Raw genomic sequence first — 16,797 nt, 5'->3', positions numbered from 1 at the left:
AGGCAAAGAAAATACTCTGAAGTACGCCATTTAATCTAAGAGCTATCAGCGATTACCTAAACCAGTTGTAAATTTTCTTAACAAACGAACGTTACCTAAACACTGTTTATCGGATTAATCCTCTGCTCATGAACAAACCGACTCCTCTAGAAGCTGGCGCCACCGCTCCAGATTTCGCTTACCGCGATGCTGCGGGTACGGAGCTGCACACAAGCGGCCTCCGTGGACGAACATATGTCGTCTACTTTTATCCAAAGGACGATACCCCCGGATGCACCAAGCAGGCCTGTGGATTACGAGATCAATGGACGGATTTTAGCGACCAAAATATTAGCGTGATCGGCGTTAGTGGCGATTCGGAGGCCTCGCATGATAAATTTCGGAAAAAACATTCTCTCAACTTCCCCCTCGCTTCCGATCCAGAGCTCACTACAGCAAATGGGTTCGGGGTTTATGGAGAGAAAAAATTTATGGGCAAAACTTATGAAGGCATTTATCGCATGACCTTTATTGTTGGCCCGGAAGGAACAATTTTGAAGACCTACCCTAAAGTGAAACCAGAAGAGCACGCTAATCAGATACTCTCAGATTTGAAGGAACTACCCGCTTAGACTGATATGCCCCAGCCAAAACCGCTTATTCTCGTCGTTGAAGATGAAAAAGAACTCGCCAATCTGATTTCGGAACAACTGGAGATGGCCGGAATGATGACCCAGGTCTATCACCGTATCTCCCGTATCGTTCGATTTCTGAAAAACAACTTCGCGAATCTGCTTCTCCTAGATATCAACCTACCAGACGGCACTGGTTTTAGTTTAATGGAGGAACTACGTCGAAATGGCATACAAGTTCCAGTCATTTTTCTGACAGGAAATAATTCCGAGGTGCAGAAAGTAAAAGGTCTCGAAATGGGCGGCGATGATTACATCACAAAGCCATTTTCATTCCCGGAACTCATCGCTCGGATCCACGCTGTGTTACGTCGAGCAGAGACCTCGAAAGATAATCATATCACGCAGAATGCGAAGGTTAGTACTAACGACTTCAAATTCTGCACGGCACTGGTGTCTCCTGGCCGTATGGAAATCATCTTTGACGATGGAACTTCTGAAAAAATAGGGCGCAAAGAACTGGGCATCCTGACCTATCTGGTCTCCAATCCCCATACCGTTCTGACCCGCCGCAGCTTAATTCACTCAGTTTGGGGTATTCATGCCGACGTTCGCTCACGCTCGCTGGACCAATACATTGTAAAAATCCGAGACCACTTTAGCCGCCACAATACATCTCTTGATGCGTTTCGCACGATTCATGGTGTCGGATATATCTACGATCCTAAGGACGAGACGACAACTGCGAAAGATAAGTAGTCTGAAGCTATCTATACAGGTTTAGTCAGTTCCTTTATGGAGCATTATTACCGGAAGGCCCTCCTACACCACCACCGCCTTTCCAAAGTCTTATCTGGGGAAAGGACAGATCAATCCCGCGAGCGAAGACGTTTTGGCAAAACGTCTCTACCTCCTCGGCCTGCATTATAAATCATTCCTTGGCACGAATGACATTCGGCTTCTACCTCCCCTCAATGTTCAAATAAAATCGCAAGGGTACGCTGCATAAAAGCGGCCACCTCATAGGTATCCCGGCTGCGCGAAAAGCTCTTCCAACACCGGGTCTCGGCCCTCAGTCGCTCATCGATACTCAAGAGTTCCACACTGCCTCCATTACGCGCTGGGAGCTCACCGGCAAACCAGGGCGTGAGGCGGATCGGAAAACCATATTGCGAAAATACGATGTCCCAGGCCGCAATACCGCTACCCGGCTCGATCGGCCGTGTCAGCAGAGTCGGATACCTCTGAATAAGGTCAGGAATCTTAGACGTGTGGACCCGAAGCACGGCCAACTCAGCGAAGGTCTGGATATGGGCGTGAAAGCTGGTAAATTCACCATCGCGGACGGCCTCGAAGAATGCGAGTGGATCGAAGCCGACCAGGTTCATACCGTTCCATATTCCAAAATGATTAGGAGCGGTGAAGTCTTGCTGATCATACCACCCCTGGAATCCGTTCCCTATACGCAGGCCTATCTCAAAATGGACGTGAGCCCGAGACTTGGGAATGTCATAGGCTGCCGATCGGCCCAAACCACCCACCGGATCTCCCGCTTGTAACCAGACACCCTCTTCGACGCCCTCAGCGATATCCGCCAGATGAGAGTAGAGTGTATACACAGGAATATCTGCATCTGTATGCTCAAGCACCACGTAACGGCCATAACCACTACGGCTCGCAACTGGGTTCACGTGCATGACCCGACCGTTCATAACCGCAAATACCGGTTCGTCTGCTTCTCCATTTGGCGTCCGGAAAATCGGAAAGAGATCAATACCTTCGTGGAAGCGAAAGCCATCGTTACGCACGCAGCCGTAGAGTCCAGAAGTCACGCGACCACTGACCGTGGGTTGAATAAAGGCCGACAAGTCCTCGCCACGCATAAAAGCCGTGTTTGAGGTAGGCCAAGTAATCGGGCCACCAGCCTGGGGCCAAAGCGGACACCAGCCACTCAACAGAAGCGCTATCCAGATGTATGGTTTCGCCGGCATCTTACCGACTATGGTATGCTTCCAAGTAATCATTTATCTGCAACACCAGCTCTGGAATTTCCGAGTCTGGAACGAGAGCAAATGTGAAATAATGCGGCTCGTTCATGACTGTTTCGATGCGGCGTAGACCCACCACCTTAGTTCCTACCAATAAAAGCAGGCGCCGTGATAGATTGAATCCACTGGACTGATAAAGCTCCACCTGACCTCGACGGCTCAACGTCATCCGGATCGCCACACCCAAGTCAACTTCAGCGACATCAGCGCGCAAGAAGTGGTCCGGCCCCAAGATAGGCGTACCAGAAACCGGAATCTGTATGAGACTCCCGTCAGGCATAGGCACCGGGAGCATCTCATACTTCACCGATCCATCCGTTCGGGACTCCATCAACATCGTCGGAGCCATAGATTGCTCGGAGTCAGACGTCACACAACCCGTGAAACACAGGGCGACGAGACTAAAAAAAACAGGCAACAGAGACTTCATAATATCAAATCCTCAAAAAGCTCGTGAAGGCGCAATAGCATTTCTGGCTCAAGCGCCAGAACAGGTACCTGATAGCTCTGTTTAGACTTTGTATGGATGTAGGTTTGCTGGCCTGAATGCGCGCGCGGACCTTCAGGCTTCAGCACGCGTCGGCGCTCTAACATGAGCCCAAGAAAATGTTTTAAAAGCTCCACTTCTTCCGAGTCTTCAGAACGATCATGCTGAAATAAACCGAGAAATAGATCTTCTGTCGACTGGATGGATTGTGAATTATCTTCGTCTCCCAGCTTCTCTTTGACTGAACGCACCCAACGCCCCAAGAGGCTTTGCTCCATGACATCAAAGTCGGCTTCCTCCTCCTGGTGCATATCAGCCCGCTGGATGTCTCCCTCCGGACCCACGTAGATCAAGCACACCACCAAATCGCCGGGCTCAAATTTTCTGCCGGTGACCGTAGATACGCGCCCGAAACGTTGGATCTGCCAGTCCATAGCTATGATGGGAGCCTCACTGAAAGGCTGCGTCCGTGTGCGTCTAATTGTTCCAAGCGACTGAATACTTCCACGACGGGAGCCGCATTTTTCAGACTGGCTTCATCATAGCGCACGATACTCGAACGCCGCATAAAATCGGTAGCTTGCAACCCGCTGGAAAAACGGGATGTCCGCCCCGTCGGCAAGGTGTGGCTCGGACCTGCTGTAAAGTCTCCGAGAACAGTCGGTGAGAAATGGCCCTGTAGGATCGCGCCCGCAGTGGTGATCTGCTCTGTCAGCATAGCCAGCTCAGCATCCGCCACTTGAAGCTCCAAATGCTCGGGGGCCACTAAATTAGCCGCAACTACGGCCTCATTCAGATCTGTGCAAAGAATCGCCGCAGTCGCATTATCCCATACCACCTGGATGGCCTCACGATGACTACACTGTTTTAATTGCTCCGCAAACGACGCTTCCACCGCCTCTAGAAAACCAAGACTGGGGACCGTGAAATAGATTTTCTCCTTAGTCGTTCCGTGTTCGGCCTGAGCCAATAAGTCTGCTGCGACAAAAGCCGGATTTGCCGTAGCATCGGCGATGATCATCACTTCGCTCGGTCCGGGTTGAAGGTCAATACCCACGCGACCAAACAGTTGGCGCTTTGCCTCATTCACGTACGCGCTACCCGGTCCAAAAATTTTGTCTACCGCCGGAACCGAATCAGTACCATAGCCCAGAGCTCCAATCGCCTGAACACCCCCAAGACGATACACCTCGCGCACGCCTGCTAGATACAGAGCCGCTAGCATCACCGGCGAAGGCATGCCATCTCCGCCGGGCATCGGCGGTGTAGTCACAGCAATTTCTTCAACACCGGCTACCTGAGCCAGCACTGTGGTCATGATGACTGTAGAGGCCAAGGGCACCTGACCGCCCGGCACATAGAGCCCAACGCGTCGAATCGGATAATAGCGTTCGCCGACCATCCCTCCCTGTGCGTTACGCATCGTCCAAGGCTCAGGAAGTGTGCGCTGGTGAAAGGCTCGGACTGAGTCAATAGCCGTTTGAAAAGCGGTTTGTTCGTCTTTGGACAGTGCGTCCACGCTCGCTTCCAGAATCGCTTCAGGGACTCGTAGTTCTTCTGGCTTCAGAGCGAACTGATCAAATTTTTCTGCGTATTTAACGACTGCACCATCCCCAAGTTCGCGAATATCGGCCAAAACAGCCTGCACAGTTTCTGCGACATCAGTCACATCGTTCAATTGCTCTATAAATTCAAAAAGCTCCTGTTTGAAAGCAGGCGCTGATGCATCAAAAATTCGCATGCGAATACTAGGGCGAGAGTCCAGCGGAATTGCAAGAGATGAGGATGTAGAGCAGCGCGGGTATTTTTCGGCGAGGATTCTTTGTCCCAACAATAACATGCGGATGAAATAAATCCGCTTGTCACAGCTGCCGCCTAACGCCCTACCGGAAATTCAAAGATCTCGGGATCTACCTCGCCGTTGACGACAACACTATCGAAGTGAATCACCTTATTCTCATGCTTACCGTCTCTTACGTGTAAGCGAGCAGGAAAGCGGATACCATGGGCATGGATCGCGCCTTCTTCCATAAAGATCTGACCTGTGTCGAAAGCCGTCATTAGGAGCTTTCCAGTCTGGCTATCGAAGTAGCGCGCACTCCATATATTTCCGGGGTAGAGGAAGACCACTTTCTCACACATGCGGTCGTCGTAGCGTACCATTCCCTTATGCTCTATCCGACCAAAACGGCGCTGCGGATTATCAAAAAAGTTCAGGCGTTCCCAGGCACCATTAGCCAAACGAGCCACGGCCGGCCCAGGCAGGACGTTGAGCTGGTGCTGTCCGGTCTTCTTATTTTCTACGAGAATATATCCCTCGTGGGCATTGTTTGCCGTAATCTCGATGCTCTCGTCTGTTTCGATACGCAGCCAAGACGATGTCGGCTTCAATAGGATAAGCTCCATCTTAGCCTCGAAGCCGCTGTCGGCATGAATGCTGCCGGAAAAATGCAAAGTGTCTACGGCACGCAGCTCCGCCTCGCTCGCAATAAAGCGGCGCGCTTTTGCCAATACACCGGGCAGCGGTTCTGATGCAGGTAGCTCAACCCAAAGCAGCATGCCCAGTAAGCCGTAAATCCAGACTTTCACACCTGATTTGAAATGCGATTGCGATCTGATGTTCCCTGCAAAGCTATGAACGCAGTCACTCTACTCCCACTCAATCGTCGCCGGAGGCTTAGATGAAATGTCGAGCAACACACGATTGACGCCTTTAACTTCGTTGATGATCCGATTAGAAATCTTTCTGAGTAAATCGTAAGGGATGCGCGCCCAGTCTGCCGTCATGGCGTCGACACTTTCCACCGCACGGATAGAAATAGCATGCTCAAAGGTGCGCTCGTCTCCCATCACGCCGACGGAACGCACGGGTAGAAACACACAAAATGTCTGCCAGAAGTCATAATAAAGGCCGGTCTCTTTCATTTCTTCGATCAGGATGGCATCTGCCTGGCGCAACGTATCGAGGTTTTCCCGAACAATCGTGCCCGGATGACGAACCGCGAGACCAGGCCCAGGAAAAGGCTGACGCCAGACGACCTCTTTAGGGAGTCCCAGTGCCTCACCGACTTTGCGCACCTCATCTTTAAAAAGCTGGTTGAGTGGTTCGATGACCTTGAGCTTCATACGCTCAGGTAAGCCACCTACGTTATGGTGACTTTTGATGAGAGCGGCCGGATTTCCACCGATGGGCACGCTTTCGATAATATCTGGATATAAGGTACCCTGACCCAAAAATGCGTAATCCCGCTCGTGCGCGAGTTCCTCGACTTTTTGCTCAAAGATTTCAACGAATACGCGACCGATAATCTTTCGCTTTCTTTCAGGATCCTCAACTCCCTCAAGTTCGCCTAAGAAATGGTCCACCGCATCCACCACGCGCACGTCCAAATGAAAGTGTTTGGCGTAGAGTTCTTCAACTTTCTTACGCTCGTCGAGCCGCAAAAGGCCATTGTCTACAAAGACGCACGTGAGCTGATCACCAATCGCTCGGTGGATAAGCGCAGCGGCAACGGAAGAATCGACTCCGCCGCTCAATCCCAGGATCACGCCATGATCGCCGACGGTCTTGCGGATATCTTCAACCGACTCGTTAATAAAGTCGCGCATCGACCAATCTTGACGACAACCACAGACCCCAACCAAAAAATTCTCCAACAGCTCTTTGCCGTATTCGGAATGGTGCACCTCTGGGTGAAATTGCAGCCCATAAAAGCGCTTTTCTGTGTGCTCGATAGCCGCGTAAGCCGAGTTTTCGGTTGTCCCAATGGCATGGAAACCCTCGGGTAATTCCATGAGCCGATCACCATGGCTGTTCCAAACGCTGAAAGACTTAGGCAGGTCCTTGAGCAGTGTGCCATCCTCAACTACGGAAAAAGCTCCATGACCAAACTCCCGATGCGTGCTCGTCTCAACCTTACCTCCAAGGAGATGCGCCATCAGTTGGATGCCGTAACAAATTCCTAGAACAGGTAGGCCCAATTCGTATATTCCACGATCGGGCAGCGGCGCTTCATCTGATAATACAGATGAGGGACCACCGGAACAAATGATCCCGATGACACCGTCGTCTTTGAGCTCCTCGGCAGGCGTGTTGAAAGGATAGATTTTGGAGTAGACACCACACTCGCGGATTCTCCGCGCGATGACCTGGGTGTATTGGGATCCGAAATCGAGGACTGCGATTGTCTGGTGCATGGAAACAAGGTTAAATGGGCGAAAAGACCGCAGCTTGCGGCGAGACAATTCGCAGGATGCCTTGCCGCTGAATATCAGCGCGGTGCTTCCATCAGTTGCTTAGCACCTACGAAGGAAAGACAAAAGATAGAGTGGCCATTCATTTCAAGCGAGAATGTGAGTGGATTGCGTGGAGGCTCGATCACAACATACGGGCACCGTCGCCCGTCTCGATATGGTGAACCACGGGAGCGCGTCCATATGCATCGTTGTAGACGTCGCAAATTGACTGAGCTGTGACTTCAGTAAAATTTTGATCTGCCCAAGCCACCACGGCACCCCCAAAACCACCCCCGGTCAATCTGGCGCCTAATACACCGTCCTTGCCCTTGAGGGCATCGACCAGGAAATCGAGCTCGGGAATACTATTCTCGAACAGTGTCTTAGAACTTTCATGGGACTGAAACATCAACTCGCCTACAGCATGAGATTTCCCTGAAGCCAAAAGAGCTGCAGCACGTTTAACGCGCTCGTTTTCGTTGGTCACATGGATAGCACGCTTAAAACTAGCAGCAGGCAGGTCCAGCTCGCAGGCCTCCACCTGGGGTGCAGTCAAGTCGCACAGATGCTCGATGTTGTTGTAAGTCTTCTGAAGCGTATCACGCGCCTGCATACACTCATCATGCCGTTGCGCGTAAAGTGAGTCGACCAAGGAGTGCTTTTTGTGGGTGTTGAAAACCCAGAAACTCGTCCCCTCAGACAAGGGATAGGTGTGAAAAGATTCCTCACGACAATCGATAAAAACCAGGTGATCTTTGCGACCGTGGGCGGATGTTCCCTGGTCCAAAATGCCACACGGCAGACCAACAAAGGTGTTTTCCGCTAGCCGCCCAATGCGCGCCAGATGCACGGGATCATTGATCTCTTTTTCGTAGAAAATGCTCATCACTTTAGCTGACGCCAATTCAATCGCCGCGCTACTACTCAAACCTGCGCCCGAAGGTAGATCGCTCCAAAAGGCGATATCGAACCCCCGCTCCGCTTTGGCTCCTTCGTCGATTAACACCTTGAGCACGCCCAATGGATAGTTCGCCCAGCTATTCCGGCCCGCACCGAAAGGAACTAAGTTATCAAGACTTGCCTCGACAATCGGTGTATTGCCATGCGATGCAGACGTCAGTCGGATCTTTGTGTCATCCCGCTCACTGATTGCAGCATAGACGCCCATGTTGAGCGTCGCCCCCATCACACAGCCGCCGTTGTAGTCGGTATGATTTCCTAGAAATTCGATTCGGCCTGGCGCCATCGATACATAGGCGGGTTCTTTGCCGAAAGCAGATTTATAGACATCTATTATGTGATTGAGCGACATGTTTGAACTGGGAGATTGAGTGCAGAGGCCAAGAGTTGACTATTGACCGAAATAAAAGCCCTACGCTATCCCAAGGCCGCGCTTCAAGGCCAATGTTTCCAACTGAATTTAAGACTGCAGGAACAGGAGCCGATTTAACGGGGTAATCAATAATGCAAACTCATTCTGATTACTCCTCGATTTCTAAGGCCTCCGCGAGCACCTACTCCCACGAAATTCTCTCCGGATGGGATACGCTGGAGTCCATGCGCGCGGAGATCGTGGAGCTGGAGAGTCACGCCGCCCACCGAAATATTTTCTTCGATTTCGATTGGATCACCTCGTGGCACAACCAACTGAGTAGTGGCCGAGGGCAAAACAACTTAGGCGGCGAAACCGTATTTATTGCCCTCTACGATGAATCCGACACCCTCGTCGCCTTTTGGCCTTTCTTCCAAGTTCCCGGCATAAAGCGTCCCGGACTCTGGCCCGTTGCCTGCCAATCGGGCGACTACTATGAACCTGTAGTTTCCAGTTTGGACCCCAGTCTACTCCTAGCGCTGGCTAAAGGGATTAAAGAGCTCTGGAAAACTCACTCCTTTGTATGGCTGCCGATAATTCGGCAGTATTTTTACCTAGAGCATCTCGAAGCTGCTTTGAAGAAAGCAGGCCTGTGGATCCACAAGCGGAAGCGCAGTACGAATTCATTCATTCAGATTCCTCAGCACGAGAGCGCCGAAGACTACTTCGCCCATTGTATGGGCACAAAGACTCGGCAAACGCTTGACCGCAAAAAACGGCGTCTGGCAGAACGCGGTACGATCTCAATCGAGAGCTTTGAAACCAGGGAGCATGTGAAAAGAGCCTTGCCTGTGATCGCAAAAATTGAAGATGCAAACTGGAAAACCGAACACGGGCTCGGGCTATTCAGCAAAAGCGGTCTCAAAAAATTTTATTTCGAAGTGCTCCCGTCCTTGGCCGAACGGCAAAAGGCTCGCGTCAGCATCCTCTATATCAATAAAAAACCCATCGCCTACGAGATGGCTTTGATCGACGGAATGCACTATCTGATGCACAACCTAGCTTACCTTCCTGACTACAAATCCTATTCGCCAGGAATTCAATTACTCATGGGCAATATCGCGTGGTGCTTCGATCAGAAATTCGCCACCTACGATTTCCTGCAAGGGTCAGCAGACTACAAATCTCGATTCGCCAACACAGAGCAACCCTTACTAGACCTAACTCTTCTACCCAGAAATATCGTCGGCACCTTGCACTATCTACTCGTTTCACTATTCCAGAGGAAAAAGAAGTGAGCAATTGCGCGCGTACTGCGTTTTCTGACAAAGACCTACATCATTCCTCCAGGGAAATCTTGGGGTAAATCGTGATCGTTGTCGTTGTCGTGTTCATAATCGAGGTAGGGCCTAACACACCAAAAGCTGACTCGAGCTGTTAATACTTAGGCCATTTTATCTTATTCTCAGGTCGCCATAAACTACGAGTCGCTCCAAAAAAACTAACGGGCAGTTAGGCGAACCACTCCTAGCAAGTTAGGTGAACGCCTGGTATTGCGAGCGCGATCACGAAGAGAGAGGGCACTCCTGATTGCTCGTCATGTTTTCCCGAAAAAGCCAGCTACTGGTATGCTCAGCTCTTACAAATCTCAAGAACCGTAACTTAACGCTTGATTTAATTAGCCAGCTAACCATTAGTCGCCTTACAATCAGCCAACTTATGACTGAATCTATAATTTTAAAAGACATGCCACGCTACGAGTGCTTGCTCGAACTCTCCAAAAAGTTCCCGCAACTCGAGCCTGCGTCGGCGTATGCCTATTTCACGATGCTGCGTGCCACCGATTGCATTGATGCGGTGTTCGCCGACCATTTTTCGCAGCACGGAATGTCAGAAGGGCGCTTTCTTACACTAATCACGTTAATGTTTGACAAGGAAACGGGAGAGTCGCTGCCAAAGTCGCCTGCCGAAATTGCCGACTCCCTTCAAGTCACACGTGCTACCGTCACCGGTTTGGTCGATTCGCTCGAACGCGATCATTATGTCAAACGGGAACCTGATCCCAATGACCGTCGCAGTACTCTCATTCAACTCACCGAAGAGGGAAAAACATTTATGGAGAATATGCTTCCTGATCACTTCTCCAATATCACGCACACGATGCATGAGCTCTCCCCTGATGAGCTAAATACCTTTACCGCTCTTTTAGAAAAAATCATCGGCTCAACTCAAAGCCTGAACCTGCCCAAATCCTAAACCTTTAAACAGACCACAAATCATGATCACAAAAACTATCGTCACCGTATTAATACTGGCAGCCATCGTCGGCTCGATCGTCGGAGTGAAAGCCACCCAAATCATGGCCCTCATCGCCGCCGGTGAAGCGTTTGTCCCGCCGCCCGAGGCGGTCGCTTCGGCACCGATTGAACAACAGACTTGGATCATCGAGTCTAAAGCCATCGGCACCGTCGTGCCCGTAAAGGGTGTCACGCTCAGCACTGAGCTCCCGGGCACCATTACTGAAGTCTTTTTCGAATCCGGTCAGGCAGTTGAGGCGAGAGCACCGATAGTAAAGCTCGATACCAGCGTCGAGGAAGCACAACTTGCTTCGGCTGAGGCAGCGGCGGAACTCGCAGAGATCAACCTTAATCGCTCCCGTAACCTCCTATCAAACAATACGATCTCTCAATCTGAATTCGACGCTACCGAGGCTCAGGACCGGCAATCTGCTGCTCAGGTTAAAAAACTTCAGGCAACGATCGCTAAGAAAACCCTCGCTGCTCCGTTTGACGGTCGCCTCGGCATTCGCCAGGTCAACATTGGTCAATACCTCAATGCCGGCACACCCATTGTCAGCCTACAATCCATCGACCCCATATACGTCTCGTTTTTTCTCCCACAAAATGCACTCACTTTCCTCGATGAAGGCCTCGTCGCGCATGCAACGTCGGAAGCATTCGAGGGACAAACCGTTGAGGGTGAGATCACCGCTATCGCCGCAGAAATCGACGTCGACACCCGAATGATCGAGGTGCAAGCGACCTTCCCCAACGAGTCGGGACTCCTCAAACCGGGTATGTTTGTCAATATCGCCGTCGAGCATCCCGAAGCCCGAGACGTCCTGGCAGTTCCCGCAACTGCCGTTTTGTATGCTTCTTTCGGAAACTCTATCTACGTCGTCGTGCCACAAACCGAGGGCGAAGGCCTGACCGTTGAACAGAAATTCGTAAAGCTCGGTAAGACACGCGGAGATTTCGTAGAGATTCTAGCCGGTCTCGACAAAGAAGACCGCATCGTGACCGCAGGTGCATTCAAGCTGCGCCCCGGCATCGCCATCACCCTTCAAGACGACCGCGCGCCCGAGGTGTCTCTCGATCCTGCACCATCTGATTCCTAGACTAGTCCGAATCGCCCATCTTTCACTCTTTTCCCTGGCATACTATGTCCGAAATTAGACGCAAATTTACCGATTTGTTCATCCAGCGCCCGGTTGTGGCCATCGTGGTGAACATGGTCATCGTGATCGCTGGCTTCCAGGCCTACAGCACCCTCAAGGTGCGCGAATATCCGCTCAATGAAAACGCTGTCATCACCATTCAGACGTTTTACATAGGAGCCGATGCAGAACTCGTCAAAGGTTTCATTACCACGCCGATTGAACGCGCGATTTCAGCTGCGGACGGCATTGATTACATCGAATCGACAAGCGAGTCGAATGTATCCACCGTGCGAGCCCGCCTGAAGCTAAACTTCGACGGCAATCGGGCGCTGGCTGATATTTCAACGAAAGTAGACGCCATCCGTGGAGATCTGCCTCCTGAAGCGGAAGTACCGATCATAAACATCGAAACAGCGGGTAATGAAATCGCCTCATCTTACCTAAGTTTTCGTTCAGACATCCTCGAAGAGAATGAGGTTACCGACTACCTCGTACGCGTCGTGCAGCCGCGGCTCAGTGCTGTCCCAGGTGTACAGCGTGCAGACATATTAGGCGCTCGTACCTTCTCTATGCGTATTTGGCTCAAGCCAGATAAACTCGCCGCACTCAGCCTGAGCCCCTCGGCCGTGCGCCAAGCACTTGCTGCAAACAATTATCTCTCCGCTGTAGGCCAGACTAAAGGCCAACTCATCTCCGTGTCTCTAACAGCGAATACAGATCTAAGCACCGTAGAAGAATTTGAAGATCTCATCATCAAGGAAAATAACGGTGCCGTCGTCCGCCTAAAAGACGTAGCCGACGTTGTCCTCGGGTCTGAAAGCTACGATGTAGATGTGCGTTTTTCCGGCGAGCCCGCTGTATTTATAGGAGTCTGGGTGCTACCGAGCGCCAATACACTCGATGTGATCGCCGGCGTTCGCGACGAATTTGAAGCAATCAAACTCGGCTTACCGACAGGCATGCAAGCAGTCATTGCTTACGACGCCACGGAATACATCCAAGATGCCATCACGGAAGTCTACCTCACGCTCAGTGAAACACTCGCCATCGTCGTTGCGGTGATCTTTCTCTTCCTCGGTTCATTCCGCGCCGTGGCCGTCCCGGTGATCACCATACCGATTTCGCTGATCGGCGGCTTTTTCCTGATGCAGATGTTCGGCTTTAGCCTCAACCTGCTGACGCTGCTTGCCATCGTTTTGGCGGTGGGTCTCGTAGTCGACGATGCCATTGTAGTAGTTGAAAACGTCGAGCGCCATCTCCGCGAGGGTAAGTCTCCGCTACAGGCCGCTATCATGTCCGGGCGTGAGTTGGTCGGCCCGATCATCGCGACGACACTGGTATTACTCGCCGTTTATACGCCGATTGGTCTTCAAGGCGGTTTAACAGGTTCCTACTTCAAAGAATTCGCTTTCACGCTCACCGGCGCAGTCATCATCTCAACAGTCGTAGCTCTGACCCTCTCACCGATGATGTCGTCACGTATCCTACGTGCCGACGAAAGCGCGCGCGGCTTTGCAGGTTGGGTTTCCAAGCGTTTTGATAGCCTACGCAACTTTTACGCAGGCTTGCTCGATGTATCACTCACTTCGCGTCCTTGGGTCTACTTCATCTGGTTCTCCCTTTCACTGCTCGCTATACCCATGTTTAACATGTCTCCTCGCGAGCTGGCGCCGCCAGAGGATCAAGGATTCGTCTTCGGGATAGCAGACACGTCCTCAAATTCCACCTTGGAACAAAGCGTCCATTACACCGAACAGGTCTTCGACATCTGGAGTTCTGTACCCGAATATGAGTTTACGTTCCAAATCACCTTCCCCACTTTTGCACTGGGCGGTATGGGACTCGTTCCCTGGAGCGAGCGAGATCGCGAAGTCCCACAAGTAAACTTCGATCTCCAGATGCAGGTCGACCAAGTCCCAGGACTCGACCCGTTTATGCTACAGCCCCCACCCCTTCCCGGAGGTGGCGACTTCCCCGTCGAGTTCGTCATCGCGTCTACAGATGACACCGACAGAATCCTGGAGGTAGCTCAGCAACTTCAGTTAGAGGCGATCAAGTCAGAGCTATTTGCCTTTCCTCCTCCAATTGATGTAAAGCTCGATCGACCGACATCTGAGATCATTCTGGATCGCGACAAAATCGCAGACCTGGGCCTGAACCTGCAACAAGTCGGTATCGACATTGGTTCTGCCGTGGGAGGTAACTTTGTGAATCGATTCAGTATCGATGGACGGAGCTACAAAGTGATTCCACAGATCAAGCGAGCCGAACGACTCAATCCGGACCAGCTCAATGATATCTACGTGTCCGGCCCCAACAATCAGCTTATTCCATTAGGCTCCATCGCGAGCATCGAGGATTCTGTCGAACCACGCTCGCTCAACCGCTTCCAGCAGTTGAACGCGGTCAAAATAGAAGGTGTTCCGATTCGTCCACTGGACGAAGTGCTGACGTTCCTCGAAGAGAAAGCGGAGGAACTCTTCCCCGAGAATTTCGTTATCGATTACACGGGAGAATCGCGCCAGCTACGCAAAGAAGGCGGGAATGCTCAATTCATCCAGACCTTCATCCTCGCCATCCTCATGGTTTTTCTCGTCCTGGCGGTGCAGTTCAATTCGTTCCGTGATCCACTCATCATTCTTTTGGGCTCGGTTCCTCTTGCGGTCTTTGGAGCCAGCGTTTTCACCTTCCTGAAAATGCCCGACCCCACCATGGCTTACTGGACCAACGGATGGACGACGACCTTCAACATCTACACACAAGTCGGCCTCGTCACACTCGTCGCGCTCATTGCCAAAAACGGAATCCTGATCGTTGAATTTGCCAATGCACGCCAACGCGCCGGCCTGCGGAAGATCGAGGCCATCCGCGATGCGTCGCTAACGCGCCTGCGTCCCGTTCTGATGACCACGGCTGCGACGATCCTCGGGCACTTCCCACTCGTCCTCGTGACCGGGGCGGGCGCAGAAGCGCGCAACTCTATCGGCCTCGTTCTCGTCGGTGGCCTGAGCATTGGCACCATCTTCACCCTCTTCATTATTCCGGCTATCTACGTGCTCGTGGCTGCCGAGCACAACGACAAAGAGCTCATCGAAGTCGAGTTATAAACCTTACCCATAGATTTGTTATGAAACGCTTACTAATTTCACTAACAGTGGCAATGAGCGCCTGGGCTCAACCGGAAACGGTCGACCCGGAGCTTCCCGACACACTCGACCTCGAGACCGCGCTGGAATTCGCCTTGGATAACAACCTGAGTATCCTGCAAGCTCGGGAGCAGATTCGTGAACAAGATGGGCTCATCACAGAAGTGCGCTCTGTCTTGGTGCCCAACATCTCCATGAGCGCCTCTTACAAGGTATTGGATGACGATCTTGTTGGAATAGATCAAGATGATGAGTCCTGGGCCGTGTCCATCGGAGCACGACAAACGCTCTATGGAGGCGGGGGCCTACGCGCCGCAGTCCGCGCCCAACGCTCGCTTGAGGAAGCAGCAGTGTTCCAGCTCGAGAGCATCGTCAACTCAGTCATCCTCGATGTAACTGTGCGGTTTTACGATGTGCTCTTGGCACGCGACAGCATCGAAGTTGAAGAACAAAATGTGGAGCTGCTCGAAGAACAGCTCCAAAATGTGCGCAACCGCTTTGAGGCAGGCACTGTCTCGCAATTTGAAGTGCTCCAAGCGGAAGTCACTTTGGCCAATGCCCAGCCAGCCCTGATCCGCGCAAAGAATAATTTCCGTGTCGCGGCCGATGAACTCCGGCGCGCTACGGGCTACATCAACATCTCACCGAACAATCTAACGCGCGTTCCCGAATTTATCGGAGACCTGGTGTATATGCCCGTCGATGCAGACCTAGTCCCAGCTCTCGAAGCGGCTCTGAGTAATAGACCTGAGCTAAAGAGCCTAGAAAATCTGCTGACCGCCAACACGGAGCGTGTCGCCATTGCACGATCAGACCGCCGTCCAGACATCGCCTTAGTCGGCAGCTATGACGTGCGCCGATCGGGCGAAGCCTCCGGCACCTTCGACGATCCTGACCATGGCTGGATTGTCGGCATCCAGTCTTCTTGGAATATTTGGGACGGCAACGCTACCCGAGGCCGTATCGTTCAAGCGCGCTCCCAAGTGCGCCAGGCAGAACTCAGCCTAGAGCAGTCTCAGCTCGACATCGAAGTAGAAGTCCGCCGCGCCCTCTCCGGGCTCCAAGAAGCCGACGAACTGGCCCAGGCAGCCGCTAAAGTGATCGATCAAGCGGAAGAGGCCCTTCGCCTGGCCCAAGTCCGCTACGATTCAGGCACCTCCACTTACCTCGACCTCCTGCAAGCCCAAGTCGCGCTCACGCAAGCTCGCAATAATCAGCTCCGCGCCAACTACAGCCACCAAGTCGCGCGCGCCCAGCTAGACCGCGCAACAGGCGTGCGGGTCCAGTAGGATCGTCACCTGGGTCACGACAAAGCGTGCCCCTCCATTTACTAAAAATACCGGAGGGCGGTGCTCCGTCGCCGCCGGGGGAACAGCCACGATACAATCGATGTATTTAATCCGGCTTAAGTATTGAAGCTGTCTCAACCCAAAAGACCTAACCCGGATTTTGCATAAAAAAGTATCGCGAGTTGCGGTTAAACCACTGAAGGTCAGTGGATAACAAAACAAAAACAAC

At 52.0% G+C, this 16,797-nt stretch carries 14 protein-coding genes; 7 read left to right on the top strand and 7 right to left on the bottom strand.

From position 1 onward, the window contains the following. Positions 1–128 precede the first annotated feature (128 nt). Positions 129–611, top strand: a complete 483-nt coding sequence (gene bcp, locus HRU10_09905) for a thioredoxin-dependent thiol peroxidase (GenBank protein ID NRA27547.1) — start codon at positions 129–131, stop codon at positions 609–611. 6 nt (positions 612–617) lie between these two features. After that, positions 618–1,370 (top strand): response regulator transcription factor, encoded by a 753-nt coding sequence (locus HRU10_09900; protein ID NRA27546.1) that lies wholly within the window; start codon positions 618–620, stop codon positions 1,368–1,370. A 212-nt stretch (positions 1,371–1,582) separates the two neighbouring features. Here HRU10_09900 and HRU10_09895 read toward each other — a convergent pair whose 3' ends face one another. From HRU10_09895 to galK, 7 genes are all read right to left on the bottom strand, one after another. Further along, positions 1,583–2,635, bottom strand: coding sequence for a M23 family metallopeptidase (locus HRU10_09895; protein NRA27545.1), 1,053 nt, complete (start codon positions 2,633–2,635; stop codon positions 1,583–1,585). After that, positions 2,604–3,008, bottom strand: a complete 405-nt coding sequence (locus HRU10_09890) for a hypothetical protein (protein ID NRA27544.1) — start codon at positions 3,006–3,008, stop codon at positions 2,604–2,606. The genes HRU10_09895 and HRU10_09890 overlap by 32 nt, the downstream gene beginning before the upstream one ends. 77 nt (positions 3,009–3,085) lie before the next feature. Then, positions 3,086–3,580 carry a hypothetical protein gene (locus HRU10_09885; protein NRA27543.1) on the bottom strand — a complete coding sequence of 165 codons (495 nt, stop codon included), beginning with the start codon at positions 3,578–3,580 and terminating at the stop codon, positions 3,086–3,088. 2 nt (positions 3,581–3,582) lie between these two features. Beyond that, entirely contained in the window at positions 3,583–4,887 is a 1,305-nt protein-coding gene (gene hisD, locus HRU10_09880; GenBank protein NRA27542.1) for a histidinol dehydrogenase, read from the bottom strand. A gap of 134 nt (positions 4,888–5,021) precedes the next feature. Further along, the gene (locus HRU10_09875) at positions 5,022–5,735 is read right to left on the bottom strand and encodes a hypothetical protein (protein NRA27541.1); all 714 of its coding nucleotides are present in this window, start codon (positions 5,733–5,735) and stop codon (positions 5,022–5,024) included. Between the two features lie 60 nt (positions 5,736–5,795). Beyond that, on the bottom strand, positions 5,796–7,343 hold the full coding sequence (gene guaA / locus HRU10_09870; GenBank protein ID NRA27540.1) for a glutamine-hydrolyzing GMP synthase: 1,548 nt from the start codon (positions 7,341–7,343) through the stop codon (positions 5,796–5,798). Between the two features lie 181 nt (positions 7,344–7,524). Beyond that, positions 7,525–8,694, bottom strand: coding sequence for a galactokinase (galK, locus tag HRU10_09865; protein ID NRA27539.1), 1,170 nt, complete (start codon positions 8,692–8,694; stop codon positions 7,525–7,527). A gap of 152 nt (positions 8,695–8,846) precedes the next feature. Between galK and HRU10_09860 the strand changes: the two genes are divergently transcribed. The 5 genes from HRU10_09860 (at position 8,847) to HRU10_09840 (ending at position 16,568) form a co-directional block, all read left to right on the top strand. Next, positions 8,847–9,992, top strand: a complete 1,146-nt coding sequence (locus HRU10_09860; GenBank protein ID NRA27538.1) for a GNAT family N-acetyltransferase — start codon at positions 8,847–8,849, stop codon at positions 9,990–9,992. A gap of 421 nt (positions 9,993–10,413) precedes the next feature. After that, a complete protein-coding gene (locus HRU10_09855; protein ID NRA27537.1) occupies positions 10,414–10,950 on the top strand; it encodes a MarR family transcriptional regulator in 537 nt (178 codons plus the stop codon). Between the two features lie 22 nt (positions 10,951–10,972). Next, entirely contained in the window at positions 10,973–12,091 is a 1,119-nt protein-coding gene (locus tag HRU10_09850) for an efflux RND transporter periplasmic adaptor subunit (protein ID NRA27536.1), read from the top strand. A gap of 44 nt (positions 12,092–12,135) precedes the next feature. Beyond that, positions 12,136–15,240 (top strand): efflux RND transporter permease subunit, encoded by a 3,105-nt coding sequence (locus tag HRU10_09845; protein NRA27535.1) that lies wholly within the window; start codon positions 12,136–12,138, stop codon positions 15,238–15,240. A 20-nt stretch (positions 15,241–15,260) separates the two neighbouring features. Next, positions 15,261–16,568, top strand: a complete 1,308-nt coding sequence (locus HRU10_09840) for a TolC family protein (protein ID NRA27534.1) — start codon at positions 15,261–15,263, stop codon at positions 16,566–16,568. Positions 16,569–16,797 lie beyond the last annotated feature (229 nt).

Source organism: Opitutales bacterium (assembly GCA_013215165.1).
Taxonomy (GTDB): domain Bacteria; phylum Verrucomicrobiota; class Verrucomicrobiia; order Opitutales; family JABSRG01; genus JABSRG01.
This window is presented reverse-complemented; position numbering and strand designations above follow the sequence as displayed.